This window comes from Kitasatospora cineracea (assembly GCF_003751605.1).
Lineage (GTDB): Bacteria > Actinomycetota > Actinomycetes > Streptomycetales > Streptomycetaceae > Kitasatospora > Kitasatospora cineracea.
Genome location: NZ_RJVJ01000001.1, coordinates 5,710,272 through 5,729,584, shown reverse-complemented (window position 1 = coordinate 5,729,584; position 19,313 = coordinate 5,710,272). Strand labels below are relative to the sequence as shown.

Genomic DNA, 19,313 nt, shown 5'->3' with positions numbered 1-19,313 from the left:
GTGTACTGACAAGTAGTCAAACGATCATGGTTGCTGCTACCGTGCCTGCTTCGGCCCGGGGCGGGAATGCCTCGGGGACGCGGAAAAGGGAGATTCATGCGCATATCGCAGCGGAAGGCCGCCCTCGCACTGGGCGTCCTGGGGATGACCGCGGGAATGGTGACCGCGGCCGCTCCGGCCGAGGCCGCCACCACCCCGAGCGGGGCCTGCGGCAGCGGCTACTACCAGATCGACCACCACGCCCTCGGCACGGTGGCCGACATCTACCTGTTCTACAACGGCTCGAGCAACTGCGCGGTCACCTGGGTGCGCAGCCCGAACGGGACCAGGACGTACGACCTGCGGGTGCACATCGAGCGGAAGAGCGACCTGCACGAGGCCTCCGACGGCGGCTACTACAACTACTACGCCGGCCCGGCCAAGCTCAGCGCCGCGAACACCTGCATCTCGTGGGGCGGTTACGCGGAGGGCACCAGCTGGTCGTCCGGCTGGGAGCACTGCGGCTGAGCAGCGGCCGAGCAGCGGCCGAGTCGTCACGGACCCCGCGCGGCGACGGTCAGTCCGGCCGGACCCGGATGATCGTCCGGCCGGGGGTGCGCCGGCCCGGGACGGAGTGCGGGGCCCGGGGCGGCTCTCGGAGCTCGGCACTCGGGCTCGGCGCAGGCCCGGGAGGGGACCGGGACGCGCGCCGGTCAGCGCAGGCGGGTGAGCAGGATCCGGCCGCCCTCGTACACGCCGCCGTCGATGGCGACGACCCGGTCCTCGGCGTAGCGCAGGGCTTCGCGGACGTTCTCCGGGGGGATGCCGAAGTGCTTGGTGAGGGTGCTGTGGCCGTGCACCAGGACGGTGCCGCCGAGGGCGTCGAGCATCCGGGCGACGGGGTCGCCGGGGGTGCCGGCCCGGGCTCCGTGGAAGGAGCCGCGGGAGCTCATCCGGCGGCTGAACTCCAGCCAGGCACCGGGGTCCTGGTCGGTCAGGGCGGCGGTGGCGGCGCGGTTGACGGCGTCGAGGTCGGGGCCGAGTTCGAGGTACTGGGTGGTGTCGGAGTGGACCAGCAGGTGGTCGTCGACCAGGGCCGCGGCGGGGAGGGCGGCGAGCCAGTCGAGGTGGTCGGGGGTCAGTCGGCGCAGGTCCGCGTCCTGGCCGCCGAAGCGGGCCCAGCCGCCGTGGAAGCCGCCGGGCTGGTTCCAGCCGGGGACGGGGGCGGTGCCGAAGCGGTGGGCGGCGAGCAGTTGCACCTCGTGGTTGCCCAGCAGCGCGCCGACCCGGCCGCCGCTGTCGGGGGCCTGTGCGGCGAGGCGGCGGATGTCCTCGATGACGCCGATGCCGTCCGGCCCCCGGTCGACGTAGTCGCCGAGCAACCAGAGCCGGGCCCGGCCGCCGGACCACTGCCCGGTGTCGTCGGCGAGTCCCGCTTCGCGCAGCGCGTCGCGGAATTCCGCGCGGTGGCCGTGGATGTCGGCGGCGGCGTACAGCGGAGCGGGTGAAGAGGGCACGGCCGGGACGGTATCAGGACGGCGGCCCCGCGGGTCGCCCCGTCCGGTGGTGAATTGCGCGGTTTGACGGCGCTTCCGGTGATGGGTCCGGTCCTGGTCGAGGCCCTCTTGACGGATCTGCGAATCGATGCGGCAAACCGTGCGACTCAGGGGGCGGGACTCCGGTACGGTACGTCAGCCGACCGGCTCTTTATGCATACCTTATGTCCAGTTTGGGATTTCTGTGAACATTGACTTCAGCCTCGACCCGGGCTTCTCTTGGTACGTCGTCCTGCTGATGATCAGCGGTCTGATAACGATTTGCACCGCCCTCGTCCCCAGTTCCGGGCTGAGCACCGGGTGGCGGGTCTTCAGCGCCATCGCCGGTGCCGCGTTCTTCGGTTACGGCGTCTACCTCGCCTTCTTCTTCGAGGGCACCGAGTACATCATCTTCTTCAAGGCATTCATCGTGCCGATCGTGCTGATCGCCAACTTCATCCGGTCGATGGTGAACCGCGCCAAGGGCACCCCGGTCCCGCCGCAGGGCCAGGTTCCCTACCCGGGCCAGGCGCCCTTCCAGGGCCAGGCCCCGTACGCCGGCCAGGCCCCGGCGCAGGCCCCGTACGCCGGCCAGGCCCCGTACGCCGGTCAGGCTCCCGCCCAGGGCCAGGCCCCGTACGCCGGCCAGGCCCCCGCGCAGGCTCCCTACCCGGGTCAGGCTCCGGCCCAGCCGCCGGCCGGGCCGGGCCAGGGGGTCTGATCCCTCCGGTCGTGGTTCCGTGGAGCGCTGTTCACCGGAAGCGCCGTCCCGCCGCTGTGCGGGGCGGCGCTTCCGGTTTTCGGGGCGGGGTCGACGAGCGCTCAAGAGCGGTGCGGGCCGGGGCTGTTGACGGGCTTTACGTGGTCATGGATAGTCACACGCGCGGGAGCGCCCCGCCGGTGGGAAGGGGTGTCGGGATGGGAGTCCACGGGGTGGCGGCGACCGGTGTGCGGGTGCGGGCGGCGCGGGTCGATCCGCTGCTGGCGGACCGGGTGGTCGAGGCGCTGCTGCTGGTCGGGCTGCCCGTCGCGCACGGCGGCCACGGGCCGGGGGTGCACCTGTTCGCCACCGGTTCGGCCGACGACGCCGGCGGCGGTGGCAGCGGTGGCGGCACCGGGGCCGACGATCCGGAGCGGTGGCCGCTGACGCTGCGCTGGCTGTGCTCCGCCCGGCTGGAGGACGCCGCGGCGGCGGCCGAGGCGGCGGCCGGGGCGGGGAGCCCGTGGCCCCGGACCAGGCAGGTGGTCGCGGACAGCATGGAGACCGCGCTGGCCGAACTCCTGCCCGCCCTCGGCCTGTCCGCCGTCCGGGGCGCGCCCGGCGGGCCGACCCGGGTCGGGCCCGCCGAGTCCGCGGCCGAGCCGGGGCCGGGGCTGGGGCCGGGGCAGGAGCCGGGGACCGGGCAGGAGCAGGCGGCCGAGCCGGTGGCGGTGGCGGCCGCGGTCGAGGCGGCGGTCCGGCGCAGCGCCGCCCTGGCGGGCCTGCCGCTGGCCCGGCACCCCCGGGCGGCCGGTGTCGCGCTCGCCGGGTGCGTGCCCGACCCGGGGGCCGGGCCGGTGGTGGACGTCGCCTGGCGCCCGTCCCCGCAGTTGCCCGCCACTCCCCTGGTGTCGACGGCCGTCCGGGAGGCCATGCACCACGCGATCGGCTCCGCGCTCACCGCCTGCGGGCTGCGCACCTCCTGGCACCGGCCCGCGGACAGTGCCCCGCACCTGCACGCCACCGCCGACCACTGAACCGCTGAACCGCTGAACCGCTGAACCCCCGGACGCGCCCCGGCCGGGCGGAGGGGACTCCGTCCGGCCGGGGCCGTGCGTGCGGCGGCTACCCGTTGGTGAGGGTGAAGGTGGTGCCGGGCTGGCGGACGATGTCGCCGGTGGCGGAGTTGCTGACCTGCACGTCGGTGAGGACGGCGCTGCCGCGGGCGCCGGACATCGCCAGGATGCCCGCGCCGTTGTTGGACTTGTCGATCCGCACGTTGCTGATCCTGACGTCGGGGACGGTCCCGCCGCCGGTCTTGAACTGGATGCCGTCGTAGGTGCTGTCGTGGATCTCGGTGTCGCGGATGACGACGCCGGGGATGTCGAGGTTGGCGGCGAACAGGGTGAGCGCGCCGAACTGCTGGGCCTCGTTCCAGAACGCGCCGCCGCTGCGGTAGATCGCGTTGTTGGCGATCAGCGTCTGCCCGGAGAAGGGCAGCGGGTCGTGGTCGGTGGCGAGCATGATGCCGGGGTAGTTGGCGGTGTCGTAGACGAGGTTGTTCTCGATCCGGTTGCCGTAGCCGCCGTAGACCGCGATGCCGGTGGCCCGCCACGGGAGTTGGACGGTGTTGTTGACGAAGGCGTTGTCGTGGCCGATGTCCACGGCGGTGTTCTTGACGTACTTGTTGGACCAGACGGCCATCGAGTCATCACCGGTGGTGCGGAAGGTGGAGTCGAACACGGTGGAGTTGCGGGTGCCGTCGGCGAAGTTGATGCCGTCGGCGTAGGTGTCGCGGATCCGCATGCCGCTGAACCGGAGTCCGTCGGCGGGGTTCCACAGGTCGGGGATGTTGTCGTAGTCGCGGCCGACCCAGACGGCGACGTTGGCGTGTTCGATCCAGACGTTCTCGATCTTCGTGTTCTTGCCGAACCGGCCGTTGAGGCCGACGCCGCCCTCGGAGCCGTCGGAGGCGCCGCGGATCCGGCCGGAGCCGAAGATCGCGAGGTCGGAGATCCTGGTGTTGTCGTCGATGTCGAAGCCGAAGTTGCCCTCGTGCGGGTGGTTGATGCCGCCGACGACGTTCTGCGGTTCGGTGAGCGTGTAGAACTGCGAGTACCACATGCCCGCGCCGCGGATGGTGACGTCGCGGATGCCGACCTGGTTGTAGGTGCCGCGGTGCAGCGGGTCGACGGTGAGGATCTTCTGCTCCTGGCGCCACTGGCCCGAGGGGATCCACACGCAGGAGATGCTGCCGTTCTGGTTGGCCGTCACGGCGGCCTGGAGGGCAGCGGTGTCGTCCTTGCCGTCGTCGGGGACGGCGCCGAAGTCGGTGATCGAGGTGCACTCGGCGGGCTTGGGCTTGGGCGGGGCGACCTGCTCCAGGTCGATCAGGTCGATCGTGTAGGAAGAGGCGGTGTCGCCGCTGTCGCGCTGCAGGCGCAGCTTGGTGCCCGCGGGGTAGCTGGTGGGCAGCAGGGCGTGGGTCTCGTCGAAGAGCCGGCGGGCGTCGGCCTGCGGGGTCTGGGTGAGGCCCTCGGGCTGGTCGGTGTTGCCGTACAGCCAGCTGTACTTGGAGGTGAGGTTCAGCTTCTGCACGAACACGTTGTCGGCGTAGAGGCTGAGGGTGGCGTCGGTGCCTCCGCCGCCGGGGGCGTCGGGGATGGAGTTGCGCACCACGATGGAGTTGGTGGGGACGGTGGAGGTGATCTCGACGTACTGGCCGGTGGCGGTCAGCTTGACGGACTTGCGGCCGGAGGACTCGGAGGCGTAGTTGGTGTGCCCGAAGGTGCGGGTGGCGTCGGCCTGGAGCAGTTCGCCCTGGTAGCGGCCGTCCTCGGCCTCGTAGGAGGTGAAGGGGGCGGCGGCGCCGCGGCCGACCACGAGGGACTTGCTGTACGTGTTGTTGCCCTCGTCGGTCTCCTGGGCGGTGCCGGTGGCGTCGGCGGTGACGGTGACGGTCGCGCCGCCCGCGACGGCGGTCCAGGTGCCGGTGACGGGGAGGGTGAGGGTCTGTCCGGCGGGGATCGCCGGGGTGGTGGTGTCCAGCGTCGCGGTGCCGACGGTGAGCCGGGTGACTCCGGCGGGGGCCGGGTCGAGGCCGCGGTTGTGGAGCTTGACGGTGAAGGAGGTGGCCGTCCCGGCGGCGGGGCTGGCGGGGTTGGGGGCGACGTCGAGGACTTCGAGGTCGGGGCCGGGGGCCTGGCGGACGGTGATCGGGGTGCTCGCGGCGAGCAGGTTGTTGTCCTCGTTGCGCTCGCGGACGGTGTTCTTCGGGTCGACCCGGGCGCTGGGCAGGTAGCTGCCCTGCGGGCGGGTGCCGATCTCCTTGGCCACGGTGGCGGACTCGCCGGCGGCCAGCGCGGGGACGGCGACGCTGTCGGCGAGGGCGCCGCCGAGCAGCAGGTCGACGGTGGTCGCGGCGGCGGGCAGGTTGCCCGCGTTCTTGACGGTGGCCCGCAGGGTGATCGAGGTGGCCTCGTCGGGGCTGGCCGGGGACCACGCCACGTCGGTGACGGTGAGGTCGGGGTTGGGCGCGGGGTGCCGATGGCCTGGAGTTCGGCGACCTGCCCGGCGGGGGCGCCGGTGTTGGAGGCGAACTTCAGCTGGAGGTCGGCGGCCCGGCCGGTGACCGGGACGGTGATGCTGTTGGCGCCGCTCGCGGGGTCGAAGCGGTAGTCGGCGGCGGCCTTCAGGGTGGTGTAGTCGGTGGCTCCGGCGGCCCGGCCGAGCACCTGGATGTTCTGGGTGCGGGCGCCCCACGACGCGTCGGGGTTGAGCTTGACGACGACGCTCTGCAGGTCGGCGTCGCTGCCCAGGTGGACGGTCAGGGTGTTGGGGAAGGCGCCCGCGTTGCCCTCCCAGTAGGTGCTCAGGCTGCCGTCGTTGGCGTTGGCGGGGGCGAAGGTCCACGCCTGGCCGGATGCCTCGATCGGCTTCCCGGCGGCGAGGTTGCTGCCGGGGGTGCCGGTGCCGGTGCGGGTGACGGGGGCGCTGGGGTCGGACTGGTTGCCGGCCGCGTCCTTGGCCCGCACGGTGTACGTGACGGTGGCGGTGGCGGGCTGGCTGTCCGTCCAGGTGCGGACGGTGGCGGCCGTGCCGGCCTTCAACTGGCCGTCGGCGTACACGTCGTAGCCGGTGACGCCGGTGTTGTCGGTGGCCGCGTCCCAGGTCAGCCGGATCTGTCCGGCGGCGGGCTCGGTGTAGGCGAGGTTGCCGGGCGCGCTGGGCTTGACGGTGTCGCCGGGGTCCTCGCCGGTGCGGGTGACGGGGGCGCTGGGGTTGGACTGGTTGCCTGCGGCGTCCTTGGCCCGCACGGTGTACGTGACGCTCTCGCTCGCCGGGCGGGTGTCCGTCCAGGTCAGCGTGGAGCCGTCCACCGTGGCCGCCAACTGGCCTCCGGCGTAGACCTCGTAGCCGGTGACGCCGGTGTTGTCGGTGGCCGCGCTCCAGGTCAGCCTGATCTTGCCGGCTTCGGGCTGGGTGTAGGCCAGGTTGGTCGGCGCGGTGGGGGCCTGGGTGTCGCCGGAGGTGGGGCCGTACGCCTCGAACTCGGCCAACTGGGCTGCGGGCCAGGCGGAGTTGGCGGTGAACAGCAGCCGCAGGTAGCGGGTGGTGGTCGCGGGCAGCGAGACGGTGACCTGGTTTCCGGCGGCCGGGTCGAAGCTGTAGGCGGTGGGGCCAGCAGGTCGGTGAAGGTGCTGCCGTCGGTGGAGCCCTGCACCTTGAAGGTCTCGCTGCGCTGCTCCCAGCCGGGCGGGAGCTTGAGCACCAGCCGGTCGACCTTGGCGGCGGAGCCCAGGTCGCCCTGGATCCACTGCGGGAAGGCGTTGTTGGCGCTCTCCCAGTACGTGGACTGGTTGCCGTCGGCGGCGTTGCCCGGGCCGTAGTTCTGCGAGGTGCCGCTGGCGGTGAGGGTGCGCCCGGCCAGCAGGTTCGCCGCGGCGGCGCTGGTGCCGTGGACCTCGAACTCGGAGATCTGGGCGGCCTGCCAGCCGGTGTTGGCCGAGACCTGGACCCGCACCCAGCGGGCGGTGGCGGTCGGGAAGTCGATCCGGACGGTGTTGCCGCCCGCCGGGTCGAAGGCGTACCCGGCCGCGGCGGCCAGCGTCGTGAACGCGCTGCCGTCGGTGGAGCCGAGCACCGTCAGCGTCTCGCTGCGGGCGCCCCAGCCGGCGGGCAGTTTCAGCACCACCTGGTCGACCCGGGCGGCGGCGCCCAGGTCGACCTGGATCCACTGCGGGAGGGCGGCGCTGCCGCTCTCCCAGTAGGTGGCCTGGTTGCCGTCGTTCACGTTCGCGGCCGTGTACTGGCCGTTCGTGCTGCTCGCGGTGACGACCTTGCCGGCCGCGAGGTCGGGGCCGCCCGCGGCGCGGGCCGGTAGCACCGGGCCGGTGAGCAGGAGCATTCCCGTCACGACCGACGTCGCCGTCAGGCGTGGGAGCAGGCGCTTGGATCTCATGACGTCCCTCTGTCTCGGGGTGGGTGGGGGGAGAGGAGAGTCGAGAAAACGACAGACATCTGTCTGTTTTTTGCGTGAGGGCACTCAAGAGTTACAGAGAGGTGATGAGAGTGTCAACGGACCTTAAAGAGCCTCCGCATGCGGACGGACGGCTTCTCAGTGGGGGCTCAGCCGGGACTCATCGCAGGTCAAGGCGGGCCGCGGAGCATCGTCGGCATGACGGCACCAGCGGAATCCCGGACCTCCTCCCGTAGGCAGGAGCGGCGCGCCAGGCGCACCCGGCGGATCAGGCGGGCGGTCGCGGTGGCGGTGGTGCTCTCGGCGCTCGGCTCCTGGCTGGTGCTCTCCCGCTCGACCACCGGCACCCCGGCGAGCGCGACGGCGTCCGTCTCGCTACCGGCGGCCGACAGCGGCACGACCACGGCGGACGCCGGTACGGACACGGGCCCGGACCCGGACGCGGACTCCCTGCTGGCCGCCGCGCTCGGCGAGCTCGACGGGCACTTCGCCGTCACGGTCGCCGACCCCGGCTCCGGGGCGTCCGCGGCCTGGGGCACCGACTCGTTCGTCACCGCGTCGATCGTCAAGGTGGACATCCTGGCGGCGCTGCTGCTGCGCAACGACGGCGTGCTGACCGGCGATCAGAAGGCGGCGGCCGCGCTGATGATCGAGCAGAGCGACAACGACGCGGCGACCGCCCTGTTCGACGCGGTGGGCGGCGCGACGGGCCTGGACGAGGCGAACGCGGCCTTCGGCCTGACCGGGACGGCCGCCGGGACGGACGGCTTCTGGGGGCTGACCAGCACCACCGCGGCCGACCAGGCGCGGTTGCTGCGGGTGGTCTTCACCGAGGACTCCCCGCTGGGCTCCGCCTCCCGCGCCTACCTGGCGAAGCTGATGGGCCTGGTCGCGGACGACCAGGACTGGGGCGTCTCCGCGGCCGACCAGGGCGGCGCGGTGCAGCTGAAGAACGGCTGGCTGCCCCGGGACAGCACCGGCCTGTGGGTGGTCAACAGCATCGGCCGGATCGAGTACGGCGGCCGGCCCCTGCTGGTGTCGGTGCTGAGCGACGGCTCGGCGACCGAGGACGCGGGCATCGCGCTGGTGGAGTCGGTGGCCGCGGCGGCGGTGCGGGCCTTCGCCGGCGGCGCGCAGCAGTAGGGGCGGCCGGTCCGGCGGCCCCGTTCGACGCCCCGGCACCCGACAACCCGGCACCCCGGTGCTCAACGCCACAGCGCTCAACGCCCCGGCGCGGCGGCCCCGTTCAGCTCGGCCGGCCGCTCTCCGTCCGGGCCGCCGCGCGGGCGACCACCCGCAGGTAGCGTTCGATCGCCAGGTGCTGGAGCAGCAGGGCGACGGGGCGGCCGAGCCGGGCGTACCAGGCGGCGAGCCGGGAGAAGGCGGCGACCTCGAACCACACCTCGCCGTCCGCGTCCATGCTGACCACGAAGGACTCCTCGCCGCGCTCGGGGTGCCCGGGGAGGGTGCCGTAGGCGAAGCCGATCCGGTCGGGTTCCTCGATCGTCCAGACCACCCGGCAGGGGATGACCAGGCGGGGCAGCCGCAGCCCGGGCAGGGCGAGCCGGAGCAGGACGGTGTCGCCGGGGGCGATCCGGCCGGGGGCCGGGTGGACGGCGAAGCCGGAGCCGAGTTGGGCGCCCCAGCCGAGCAGGTACGTCCCGGCGCGTTCGAGGACGGCGGGTCCGTGGCCGAGGTGGACGCGGCGGCGCAGCCTGGAGTACCCGGCGGGCAGCGCGGCGGCCCGGGTGGCGCCGACCTCGGGGTAGCTGGGCGCGGCGGCGCGGGCGGCGAGGTGGCGTCGGCGGAGGTCGTTCGACGGCATCGGTCAGTTGTACGACGCCCGGGGGCGGCCGGACAACCCGCCCGGACCGGCCCGGTGGGCGTCCGTCCTGGTCAGGGCGTTGCCGGTGTGGCGCACGTCACCGGCGGCTCCCGGCCGGCGCGCGGCGTGTCGAACGCGGCGCACGGCACGCAGGCCGGGAGCGGACCGTCGGCGGTCAGCCCTGGACGGAGGTCCAGAACTCCTCGAAGGACAGCTTGCCGTCGCCGTTCGCGTCCTTGGCGTTGATGATCGCCTGGGCGACCGTCTCGGTGACGTGGTAGTCGCCGAGCTGGGCCATCACCGTCTTGTACTCGCGTGCGGTGACCCGCCCGTCGCCGTCGACGTCCAAGCGCGCGAACGCCGCCCGTGCCGCTTCGATGTCGGCCACGAGGCCCACCCCTTTTCTCGCTGTTCCACTGCTCACTCGGCGCCGTGTTCGACGCGCGGGCCACAATAGCCGCCGCTCCCGAGCGCCCGACAGGCCGGTCCGGGGCAACCCAGGCGGACGATGGCGGGCGGTGGCGACGGCGCGTGCCGGTTCCCGTGCGCCCCCGGCGCGGGGGCGGGTCGGTGCCGTGCGACCGAGCGCTGCCGTAGGGCGGGGCGGAGTGGAAAGGATCAGTCTCGCACCCGGACCAGGTGGGGATCCGGGACGGGCCGAGAGAGAGGTGCCGCCATGGCGAGCGAGTTCCAGCGCCACAAGCTGACGGGCATGTTCCACGCGTTCGACACCGACCGGAACGGGTACCTCGACCAGCGGGACTTCCGCGCCCTCGCGGACCGCTGGAAGGCGCTGCCCCGGGTGGCGGCGGAGCCGGAGCTGGCGGCCCGGGTGGAGCGGGTGATGCTCGGCTGGTGGGACGCGCTGTACGCGGCGGCGGACACCAACGGCGACGGGCTGGTCGACCTGGACGAGATCCTGGCGATGGTGGACCGGCTGCCGGGGATGCGGGCGGCGGTGGCGGAGACCTCGGACACCGTCTTCGACGCGATCGACGAGAACGGTGACGGCCGGATCTCCCGGGAGGAGCACCGCCGCCTGGTCGAGGTGTGGAACGGGCAGCCGACGGACACCACCGGCGTGTTCGAGCTGGTCGACCTGGACGGCGACGGCTTCCTGTCCCGGGCGGAGTTCACCGAGCTGTGGGCGCAGTTCTGGATCAGCGCGGACCCGGCGGACCCGGGCAACCACCTGTGCGGGGCGCTGGCCCCGGCGGCGGGGGGTGCCGCCGGGGCCTGAGGCCGGGTCAGTGCTTGGAGATCCCGACGTTGCGGATGTTGACGGGCAGCGTCGGGAAGCCGTCGCCGGGGCCGTTCTGGTCGTCCTCGCCGCCGGCGGCGATCTTCTGCAGCACGTCGAGCCCGGCGGTGACCCGACCGAAGGGGGTGTAGGCCGGGGAGAGCTTGGTGTCCTTCCAGACGATAAAGAACTGGCTGCCGTTGGTGTTCGGCCCGGCGTTGGCCATCGCCACGGTGCCGGCGGGGTAGGTGGCGCCCTCGAGGTTCTCGTCGGGGAAGGAGTAGCCGGGGCCGCCGCTGCCGGTGCCGGTGGGGTCGCCGCACTGCAGGACGTAGAGCCGCTGGGTGGTGAGGCGGTGGCAGTGGGTGCGGTCGTAGTAGTCGTGTTCGGCGAGGAAGCGGAACGAGTAGGTGGTGCAGGGGGCCTTGTCGGTGAGGGCCTGGAAGGTGATCGCGCCCTGGCTGGTGCGGAGGGTGGCACTGTAGGGCTTGGCGGCCTTCTTGGCGTCGAAGACCGGGATGCCCTTGAAGTTGTCGGCGGGCACCGCCGGGGTGTAGGTGCAGGTGGCGGCCGCGGGTGCGGCGGCCGGTTCGGCGGCGGTGGCCGCGCCTGCGGTGGAGAGGGCGAGCGGCACCGCCGCCAGGGCGGTCAGCCCGGCGGTCCAGGACGTGCGCTTCATTCGACAGCCTCCGGGTAGGGGCGTGCGTTGGCAGGGACCTGCCGTACCTGCCCACCCGGCCGCCCCGCGAATCCCGGCCGCACCCTCGTCCCCACCCTTCCCCCGCTCCCCTCTCCCGCTCCCCTCCCCCACCGCCGGCCGCCGCGCCCGCACCTCGACCGGTCCCGCGGCCCTCGTCCGGCCGGCCACCTCTTGACAACGGTTCGCACAAGATCCTTCTCGACCCCCCGTTCGATGTGACACCATCGTCCGCTATCCGGTGAATGGAGTACCGGGCGATGGGACGGGCCCGGGGAGGCGGAAGCGATGATCGGCTTCGTCGTGCGCCGGCTGCGCGGACGGCTGCCGCTGGCGGCGGCCGCGCTGCTGACCGTGCTGATCACCACCTCGGTGCTGACGGCGCTGGTGGCGTTCGACCGCGGGGCGGCGGAGGCGGGGCTGCGGCGCGCGCTGCAGGGCACCGGCGCGGCGCGGGCGGCCGTGCTGGTCGGCGGCGACCGCGCGGTGGCCGACCGGGCCGGGGACGACGCGGCGGTCGCCGGCTTCGCCCGCGGGCTGTTCGGCGCCCTGCCCACCACCGTCGAGAGCGTCGCCCGCAGCCGCTCCTACGGCCTGCCGGGGTCGGCCGACCGGCCCGACCTGACGGTGCTGGCCGCCCTCGACCGCGACCGCACCGCCCTGCTCTCCGGCACCTGGCCCACCGCACCCGCACCCGCACCCGCTTCGACGGCGGCTCCGGTCCAGGCCGCCGTCCCGCAGAACGCGCTGGCCGGGCTGGGCCTGGACGCGGCGGCGCTGCCCGCCCGGCTGGAGCTGACGGACCGTTTCACCAACCGGCCGCTGACCGTCGAGGTGACGGGCGTCTACCGGGCCGCCGACCCGTCCGACCCGTACTGGCGGACCGACCCGGCGGCGGGGCGCGGCGTGCAAGTGCTGGCGTACACCACGTACGGGCCGCTGCTGGTGGACGACGCAGTATTCACCTCCGGCGCGGTGGCGCAGGCGGGCCGCAGCTGGCTGGTGCGGGCGGACTTCGCGGGCCTCACCCCGGGCGCGGCGGCGGCGCTGCGCGCGCGGGTCGCCCCGGCGGGGGCGGCGCTGGAGCGGGACGCGGCGCTGACCGCGGACACCGGGCTGGACGCGCTGCTGGGCGAGCTGGCCTCGGACGCCCAGGTGGCGCGCTCGACGCTGCTGGTGGGCGCGCTGCAACTGGCGGTGCTGGCGGGGGCCGCGCTGCTGCTGGTGGTGCACCTGCTGGCGGACCGGCAGGCGGCGGAGAACCGGCTGCTGGCCGCGCGCGGCGCCTCGCGCGGGCGGGTCGGGGTGTTCGCGGCGGGCGAGGCGGTGCTGCTGGCGGTGCCGGCCGCTCTGCTGGCGCCGCTGCTGGTGCCGTGGCTGGTGCGGCTGCTGGCGGCGACCGGTCCGCTGGCGGGCGCGGGGTTGGCCGGGTCGCTGCCGTGGGTGGTGTGGCCGGTGGCCGCGGCCTGCGCGCTGGGCTGCGTGCTGCTGACGGCGCTGCCCTCGCCGGCCCGGTCGGCGGGCGCGGCGCTGCTGCGGCGGGCCGGGCGGCGGCAGGCCCGGGTGTCCTCGGTGGTGCGTTCGGGGGCGGACGTGGCGCTGCTGGCGCTGGCGGTGGTGGCGTACCGGCAGTTGGCGCGGTACTCGGGGGTCTCGCACGGCGTGGACCCGCTGCTGGTGGTGGCGCCGACGCTGGCGCTGTGCGCGGGGACGGTGCTGGTGCTGCGGGTGCTGCCGCTGGTGTCGCGGCTGGGCGAACGGTGGGCGGCGCGTTCGACGGGGCTGGGGCCGGCGCTGGCGGGCTGGCAGTTGGCGCGCCGGCCGGCCCGGGCGGCGGGGCCGGTGCTGCTGCTGGTGCTGGCGGTGGCCGTGGGCATGCTGGCGATCGGCCAGCGGGCGTCCTGGTCGCAGTCGCAGCGCGACCAGGCGTCGTTCCTGACCGCGGGGGGCCTGCGGATCACCGGTTCCGCGCTCCCGGCGGCGGGCCAGGGCGGGGTGTACGCGGCGCTGCCGGGCGGGGAGCGGATCGTGCCGGTGGCCCGGCGGGACGTCCCGCTGCCGCAGGGCGCGGCGGCGACGGTGCTGCTGCTGGACGCGGGGCGGGCGGCGGCGCACCTGCCGGTCCGGTCTGACCTGCTGGGCGGGCGGTCGGCGGGCGAGGTGTTCGGGCCGCTGGCCGCGGCGCCGGTGGACGGCCCGGCGCTGCCGGAGCGGGTGGAGCTGGACGTGGCGGCGGACGGGGCGCCGGGCCTGTCGCTGCTGGTGCGCGACCGGTTCGGGCTGGTGTACCCCGTCCCGGCGGCGGCGCCGCTGGCCGGCGGCCCGCAGCACCTGGTGGTCGACCTGGCGGCGGGCGGGCCGAACGGCCGGCTCGCGGGCCCGTTGACGCTGGCCGGGCTGGCGGTGGACGCCCCGGGCGGCGCCGGGAGCCTGACCGTCGACCGGCTGGCCGCGGGGGACGCGCCCGCGGCCGACTGGTCGCTGACCGGCGGCGCGGCCGGATCCGCCTCCAACGGCGGGTCCGCGTCCACCGGCGTGTCCGTCTCGAACGGTGCGGGGCACCTGCCGACGGTGTCCTGGCCCGCCTCCCCGGCCGGGGCCCGGCACCTGGTGCTGGCCCCGGGCGGGCGGGCGGCGGCTCCGGCGCTGTCGGCGGTGGCCACCGAGTCGTACCTGGCGGTGGTCGGGGCGCGGGTGGGCCAGGAGGTGCCGGTGCCGTTCGGCACGGCGACCCTGCGCGCCCGGGTGACGGCGGCGGTGACGGCGCTGCCCGCGACCGGGGGCCCGGCGGTGGCCCTGGACCTGGCGGCCGTCGACCGGCAGTTGGACGCGCGCGGCGAGCCCGCCGTGTCGCCGTCCGAGTGGTGGCTGCCCGCGGCGGGTGCGGGCGACGACGCGCCGCGCCGGGCGGCCGCCGAGTTGCGGGCGGCGCCGTTCGCGCAGCAGGTGCTGGAGCGGGACGCGCTGGCGGCGCAGTTGCGCGGGGATCCGCTGGGCGCGGCCCCGCAGTCGGCGCTGGCGGCGCTGGCGGTGGCGGCGGTGCTGCTGGCGGCGATCGGGTTCGCGGCGTCGGCGGCGGGTGCGGCCGCGGAGCGGTCCCGGGAGTTCGCGGTGCTGGCGGCGCTGGGCGCGCCGCGGCGCCGGCTGCTGCGGACGGTGGCGGCGGAGCAGGGCGTGCTGGCGGTGCTGGGGGTGGGCACGGGCCTGCTGCTGGGGGCGCTGCTGGTGCACCTGGTGGTGCCGCTGGTGGTGCTGACCCCGGCGGCGGCCCGGCCGCTGCCGGCGGTGCTGGTGCGGCTGCCGCCGGGGCAGGTGGCGGCGCTGGCGGTGGTGACGGCGGCGGCGCTGCTGGTGCCGGCGCTGCTGGTGGGGTGGCGGGGCCGTGATCTGACGGCCCGGCTGCGGAACGTGGAGGAGATGTGAGGACCCCTCCCGCGGTGGCGCCGTGGGTCCGGACCAGGCTGCGTGCGGCGCGGGCCTCGGCGTGGTTGACGGCGGCGCTGGTGCTGGTCGCGGTCTTCCTGGCGGCGGCCCTGCCCCGGGCGCTGGACCGCAGCGCGGACGGCGCGCTGCGCGAGCAGTTGCGGGCGGGCGGCCGGGACGGCGCGGTGCTGACGGCGACCTCGCTGCGGCTGGGCGCGCAGGGCGCGGGCTCCCCCGCCGAGCAGTTGGACGTGCTGGCGCAGGAGTTGGTGCGCCGGGTGGCGGAGCCGCTGCGGCCGACCGGGCTGGGCGCGGTGTACGGCTCGACCACGTCGGCCGACCGTTCGCTGCCCGGCCCGGAGCTGCCGCGGCCGAACGGCATGGCGCCGGTGCTGGGCCTGGCGTACCTGCACGGGGTGGACGCCCGGTCGGCGCTGGCGGCGGGCCGCTGGCCGGCCGCGACGGACGGCGCGGACTTCGAGGTGGCGCTGTCGGAGCAGGTGGCGCGGACCTTCGGGGTGTCGGTGGGCGCGGTGCTGGACGCGGGGACGGACACCTCGATGTCCCCGCCGCGGCACTTCCGGGCGACGGTGGTGGGCCTGTTCGCGGCGGCCGATCCGGCCTCGCAGTTCTGGGCGGGCACGGACTGCCTGGTGCGGGCCTGCCTGAGTTCGACGGTGGCGCTGGGCGAGCGCACCCAGTACTGGCGGGCGGCGGCGCTGGTCGGGCCGGGCGAGCTGGCCGACCTGGGGTTCTGGTCGGGCAAGTCGCCGCAGGACTTCGTCCGGGTGCCGGTGGACGTCTCGGCGGCCCGGGCCGATCAGCTGCCGCGGTGGCGGGCGGCGGTGGGGTCGCTGACCGGCGGCCCGCAGCGCACCGCGTTGCAGGTGGCCGCGGAGCGGCCGGACGTGCAGGTGCGTTCGCAGCTGTCGGCGCTGCTGGGGACGGCGGCCGAGCGGCAGTCGGCGGTGGCGCCGCTGTCGGTGCTGGGTCCGGCGGGTGCGGCGGGCGTGGCGCTGACGGTGCTGCTGCTGGCGGCGGTGCTGGCCGGTGAGCGGCGGGCGGGCGAGTTGCGGCTGCTGCGGGCCCGCGGGGCTTCCCGTGGCGGGGTGCTGCGGCGGCTGCTGGGCGAGAGCGCGGCGACGACCCTCCCGGCGGCGGCGCTGGGTACCGCGCTCGCGCTGCTCCTGTTGCCGTCGCCGCGCTGGGGCGGGGCGGTGCTGGCGGCGGGGGTGACGGCGGCGGTGGCGCTGCTGGTGTTCCCGTTGCGGGCGGCGCTGTTCCCGCACGCGGGCGCGGCGGCGGGGCGCCGCCGGGTGGTGGCGGAGCTGTCGGTGCTGGCGCTGGCGGTCGCGGCGGTGGTGGCGGTGCGGCAGCGCGGGGTGACTCCGGCGGGTGCGGGGGTGGACCTGCTGCTGGTGGCGGCGCCGCTGCTGATCGCGCTGGCGGGCGCGGTGCTGCTGGCCCGGCTGCTGCCGCCGCTGGTGGGCGCGGTCTCCCGGTGGGCGGCGCGGCGGCCGGGCGCGGTGGGTTTCCTGGCGCTGGCCCGGGCGTCGCGTCCGGCGGTGCTGCCGTTGCTGGCGCTACTGCTGGCGGTGACGACGGCGGGTTTCGGCGCGACGGTGCTGTCCTCGGTGGACGCGGGCCGGCTGCGCGCGGTGCGGGCGGAGACCGGCGCGGACGCCCGGGTGACGGCCCGCGCGGTGCTGCCGGACGGGTTCGCCGAGGCGGCGGCGGCCCTGCCGGGGGTGCGGGCGGGCGTGTCGGCGTGGACGGACCGGACGGCGTCGGTGGCGGCGCCGGACGGGACGGTGCTGTCGGAGGTGACGCTGCTGGTGGTGGATCCGCAGCAGTACGCGGCGCTGGCCCGCCGCAACGGGCAGCCCGCGATCGATCCGGCGCCGCTGTCCGGTGGTGGGGCGGACTGGGCGCCCGCGCTGGTCAGTCCGGGGCTGGCCGGGCGGCTGGGGCCGGGTGCGCACCCGCTGCACACCGGTCGGTCGGTGGTGTCGTTCCGTCCGGCGGGGGTGCTGCCGGCGGGGGGCGCTCCGGCGCTGGGCACCGGGGAGGCGGTCGTGCTGCCGGCCCGGCAGGCGTCGGCGCAGGTCCCGGCGCTGGCGGGGGCGAACCTGTGGCTGGGTTCGGGCGAGTTGCGCACCGCGCAGGTGCGCGGGCTGCTCCAGCGGCTGGATCCGGCGGCGGCGCCGGACGGCGGGGCGTACGCGGTGCGCACCGGCGCGGAGGAGCGGGAGCGCCTGGCGGCGGATCCGCTGCAGCGTTCGGCGGCCCGGGTGTTCTCCTGGTCGGTGCTGGCGGCGGGCGTGTTCGCGGCGGGCGCGGTGCTGCTGACGCTGGTGCGTTCCGGTCCGGAGCGGGCGGCGGTGCTGGCCCGGCTGCGCACGATGGGGTTGCGGCCCCGGCAGGGGCTGGCGGTGATCCTGCTGGAGTCGCTGCCGACGGCGCTGGGCGCGGCGGTCGCGGGCGCCCTGCTGGCCACTGCCGCGACCTTGCTGCTGGGCCCGGCCGTGGACCTCTCGGCGCTGGTCGGCGTGCCCGCGCCGGGCGGTGTCGCCCCGTCCGCCCGGTCGGTGCTGACCTGGTCGGCGGCGCTGGCCGTGCTGTTCGCGGCCACCGCGCTGGCGGAGGCGCTGGTCTCCGGGCGCCGCCAGATCACGGTCGAGCTGCGGGCCGGGGAGGACCGTTGACCGCCCGCTGTCCCTTCTTCCCTCCAGTCTTCCCTCCAGGAGCCGAACGGTGAGCACCGAACCCATGCCCGGCAGCGCGGACGTCCCGAGCCTGCAGGAGTTGCGCAGTCGGGCGCTGGCGGCCGCCGCGCCCCGGCCGTACGGGGCGGACGCGGCGATCGCCTGCGACCGGGTGGTGAAGATCTTCACCGCGGACAGGGTCGAGGTGCAGGCTTTGCAGGGCCTGGACCTGACGGTTGACCGGGGCGACCTGGTGGCGCTGGTCGGCGCGTCGGGCAGCGGCAAGTCGACGCTGCTGAACATCCTGGCGGGTCTGGACGCGCCGACGGCGGGGTCGGCCCGGGTGGACGGCCGGGACCTGCTGGCGATGTCGGCGAAGGAGCGGCTGCGCTACCGGCGCGAGGTGGTGGGCTTCGTCTGGCAGCAGACGGCCCGCAACCTGATGCCGTTCCTGACGGCGGAGCAGAACGTGGCGCTGCCGATGCAGTTGCGCGGCGAGCGTTCCACCCCGGCCGCGGCCCGCCGCCGCAGGCAGCGGACGGCGGAGCTGCTGGAGGCGCTGGACATCGGCGAGCTGGCGCACCGCCGCCCCGCCCAGCTCTCCGGCGGCCAGCAGCAACGCGTCGCCATCGCCGTCGCCCTCGCCAACCAACCCGCCGTCCTGCTCGCCGACGAACCCACCGGCGAACTCGACACCGACACCGCCGCCGGCATCTTCGACGCCTTCCGCACCGTCAACCGCGAACTCGCCACCACCGTCGTCATCGTCACCCACGACCCCATGGTCGCCGGCGAAGTCCGCCGCACCGTCGCCATCCGCGACGGCCGCACCAGCAGCGAAGTCCTCCGCCGCACCCGGATCGACGAACACGGCACCGAAACCGTCTCCGAACGCGAATACGTCATGCTCGACCGCACCGGCCGCGTCCAACTCCCCGCCGCCTTCCTCACCGCCCTCGGCATGCAGCACCGCGTCGCCGCCGACCTCGCCACCGACCACATCCAACTCCGCCCCGACGACACCGCCTGAGCGCCGGTCGGGTCAGGTCTGCGGGGCGCGCGGGGCGCGGGCCTGGACGATGGCGACGTAGCGGACGGTGAAGACCATCGGGACAACGAAGCCGGCGATCTGGACGATCAGCGAGGTGGTGGAGTGCCCGTGGCCGCCGTGCGCGAGGACGGCGAGGGCGACGGCGGTGACCGCGAAGGCGGCCGTCCACACCGAGGTGATGATCACGTTGACCCGGATGAACGGCTTGAGCGTCCAGAACTCCCGCGGGGTGGTGCGCTTGGCGATGCCGAGCGTGAACGGCTTGCCGATCAGCAGCGAGCCGCCGGCGATCACCGCGAGGACGGCGGAGGACAGCGTGGCGGAGTAGTCGCGGACGCCGGAGTGCGGGTCGGCGAAGGCGATCGCGGCGAGCACCGCGAAGTACAGCGCGGAGCCGGTCTCGATGATCAGCGCGTCCCATCCGGCGCCGGCGAGGCGCTGCTGGACGGTGACGGCGGCGGCGACCAGCAGGCCGGCCAGCGCGGCCCACTGCCACTGGGCCGAGGGGATCACCGCGAAGATGATCCAGGGCAGGAAGGTGCGCAGGTAAGACATGGGTCCGAGATCCCCCTAGGTGGTCGGCCGATGCTCCCTCAGGCCGTCTTTCCGCAGGATATCCACCGGGCGGGCCGCCCGCACCGCCCGCCGGGTGGACGGATCATGACACTTCGTCAGCTGG

The 19,313-nt window shown here is 75.2% G+C and carries 13 protein-coding genes and 1 pseudogene; 8 read left to right on the top strand and 6 right to left on the bottom strand.

Annotation, left to right across the window (positions count from 1 at the left end; translation table 11 throughout):
- Positions 1–96: 96 nt before the first annotated feature.
- Positions 97–507 (top strand): hypothetical protein, encoded by a 411-nt coding sequence (locus EDD39_RS25785; protein ID WP_051817940.1) that lies wholly within the window; start codon positions 97–99, stop codon positions 505–507.
- A gap of 185 nt (positions 508–692) precedes the next feature.
- On the opposite strand, the gene EDD39_RS25780 is transcribed toward EDD39_RS25785, so the two are convergent.
- Positions 693–1,496 carry a metallophosphoesterase gene (locus EDD39_RS25780; RefSeq protein WP_123559755.1) on the bottom strand — a complete coding sequence of 268 codons (804 nt, stop codon included), beginning with the start codon at positions 1,494–1,496 and terminating at the stop codon, positions 693–695.
- 223 nt (positions 1,497–1,719) lie between these two features.
- Here EDD39_RS25780 and EDD39_RS39800 point away from each other — a divergent pair, with 223 nt between their 5' ends.
- On the top strand, positions 1,720–2,235 hold the full coding sequence (locus tag EDD39_RS39800; protein WP_162870130.1) for a hypothetical protein: 516 nt from the start codon (positions 1,720–1,722) through the stop codon (positions 2,233–2,235).
- A 197-nt stretch (positions 2,236–2,432) separates the two neighbouring features.
- Complete coding sequence (locus tag EDD39_RS39795; RefSeq protein WP_162870129.1) at positions 2,433–3,251, top strand: hypothetical protein; 819 nt, start codon at positions 2,433–2,435, stop codon at positions 3,249–3,251.
- An 88-nt stretch (positions 3,252–3,339) separates the two neighbouring features.
- Here EDD39_RS39795 and EDD39_RS42230 read toward each other — a convergent pair.
- A pseudogene (locus EDD39_RS42230) lies at positions 3,340–7,675 on the bottom strand (discoidin domain-containing protein).
- 216 nt (positions 7,676–7,891) lie between these two features.
- Between EDD39_RS42230 and EDD39_RS25760 the strand changes: the two are divergent.
- Positions 7,892–8,836: a serine hydrolase gene (locus tag EDD39_RS25760; protein ID WP_123559749.1), complete on the top strand. Its 945-nt coding sequence runs from the start codon at positions 7,892–7,894 to the stop codon at positions 8,834–8,836.
- A 103-nt stretch (positions 8,837–8,939) separates the two neighbouring features.
- On the opposite strand, the gene EDD39_RS25755 is transcribed toward EDD39_RS25760, so the two are convergent.
- Positions 8,940–9,518: a DUF1990 family protein gene (locus EDD39_RS25755; RefSeq protein ID WP_123559747.1), complete on the bottom strand. Its 579-nt coding sequence runs from the start codon at positions 9,516–9,518 to the stop codon at positions 8,940–8,942.
- A gap of 175 nt (positions 9,519–9,693) precedes the next feature.
- The gene (locus tag EDD39_RS25750; RefSeq protein WP_030463784.1) at positions 9,694–9,906 is read right to left on the bottom strand and encodes an EF-hand domain-containing protein; all 213 of its coding nucleotides are present in this window, start codon (positions 9,904–9,906) and stop codon (positions 9,694–9,696) included.
- A gap of 288 nt (positions 9,907–10,194) precedes the next feature.
- Here EDD39_RS25750 and EDD39_RS25745 point away from each other — a divergent pair, with 288 nt between their 5' ends.
- The gene (locus tag EDD39_RS25745) at positions 10,195–10,758 is read left to right on the top strand and encodes an EF-hand domain-containing protein (protein WP_123559745.1); all 564 of its coding nucleotides are present in this window, start codon (positions 10,195–10,197) and stop codon (positions 10,756–10,758) included.
- Positions 10,759–10,765: 7 nt separating this feature from the next.
- On the opposite strand, the gene EDD39_RS25740 is transcribed toward EDD39_RS25745, so the two are convergent.
- Entirely contained in the window at positions 10,766–11,437 is a 672-nt protein-coding gene (locus tag EDD39_RS25740) for a peptidylprolyl isomerase (protein ID WP_123559743.1), read from the bottom strand.
- Positions 11,438–11,743: 306 nt separating this feature from the next.
- Between EDD39_RS25740 and EDD39_RS25735 the strand changes: the two genes are divergently transcribed.
- From EDD39_RS25735 to EDD39_RS25725, 3 genes are all read left to right on the top strand, one after another.
- Positions 11,744–14,878, top strand: a complete 3,135-nt coding sequence (locus EDD39_RS25735) for an FtsX-like permease family protein (RefSeq protein WP_123559741.1) — start codon at positions 11,744–11,746, stop codon at positions 14,876–14,878.
- Positions 14,875–17,583 carry a hypothetical protein gene (locus EDD39_RS25730; RefSeq protein ID WP_148089522.1) on the top strand — a complete coding sequence of 903 codons (2,709 nt, stop codon included), beginning with the start codon at positions 14,875–14,877 and terminating at the stop codon, positions 17,581–17,583. Before EDD39_RS25735 ends, EDD39_RS25730 begins: the two co-directional genes overlap by 4 nt.
- Positions 17,584–17,647: 64 nt before the next feature.
- A complete protein-coding gene (locus EDD39_RS25725) occupies positions 17,648–18,613 on the top strand; it encodes an ABC transporter ATP-binding protein (RefSeq protein ID WP_123560889.1) in 966 nt (321 codons plus the stop codon).
- Between the two features lie 12 nt (positions 18,614–18,625).
- Here EDD39_RS25725 and EDD39_RS25720 read toward each other — a convergent pair whose 3' ends face one another.
- Positions 18,626–19,189 carry a hypothetical protein gene (locus EDD39_RS25720; protein ID WP_123559737.1) on the bottom strand — a complete coding sequence of 188 codons (564 nt, stop codon included), beginning with the start codon at positions 19,187–19,189 and terminating at the stop codon, positions 18,626–18,628.
- Between the last annotated feature and the right edge of the window lie 124 nt (positions 19,190–19,313).

Coding starts and splice junctions, on each gene's coding strand:
- EDD39_RS25785 (WP_051817940.1), top strand. CDS start 97: ATGCGCATATCGCAGCGGAAGGCCGCCCTCGCACTGGGCGTCCTGGGG.
- EDD39_RS25755 (WP_123559747.1), bottom strand. CDS start 9,518: ATGCCGTCGAACGACCTCCGCCGACGCCACCTCGCCGCCCGCGCCGCC.
- EDD39_RS25760 (WP_123559749.1), top strand. CDS start 7,892: ATGACGGCACCAGCGGAATCCCGGACCTCCTCCCGTAGGCAGGAGCGG.
- EDD39_RS25740 (WP_123559743.1), bottom strand. CDS start 11,437: ATGAAGCGCACGTCCTGGACCGCCGGGCTGACCGCCCTGGCGGCGGTG.
- EDD39_RS25745 (WP_123559745.1), top strand. CDS start 10,195: ATGGCGAGCGAGTTCCAGCGCCACAAGCTGACGGGCATGTTCCACGCG.
- EDD39_RS25720 (WP_123559737.1), bottom strand. CDS start 19,189: ATGTCTTACCTGCGCACCTTCCTGCCCTGGATCATCTTCGCGGTGATC.
- EDD39_RS39795 (WP_162870129.1), top strand. CDS start 2,433: ATGGGAGTCCACGGGGTGGCGGCGACCGGTGTGCGGGTGCGGGCGGCG.
- EDD39_RS25735 (WP_123559741.1), top strand. CDS start 11,744: ATGATCGGCTTCGTCGTGCGCCGGCTGCGCGGACGGCTGCCGCTGGCG.
- EDD39_RS25725 (WP_123560889.1), top strand. CDS start 17,648: ATGCCCGGCAGCGCGGACGTCCCGAGCCTGCAGGAGTTGCGCAGTCGG.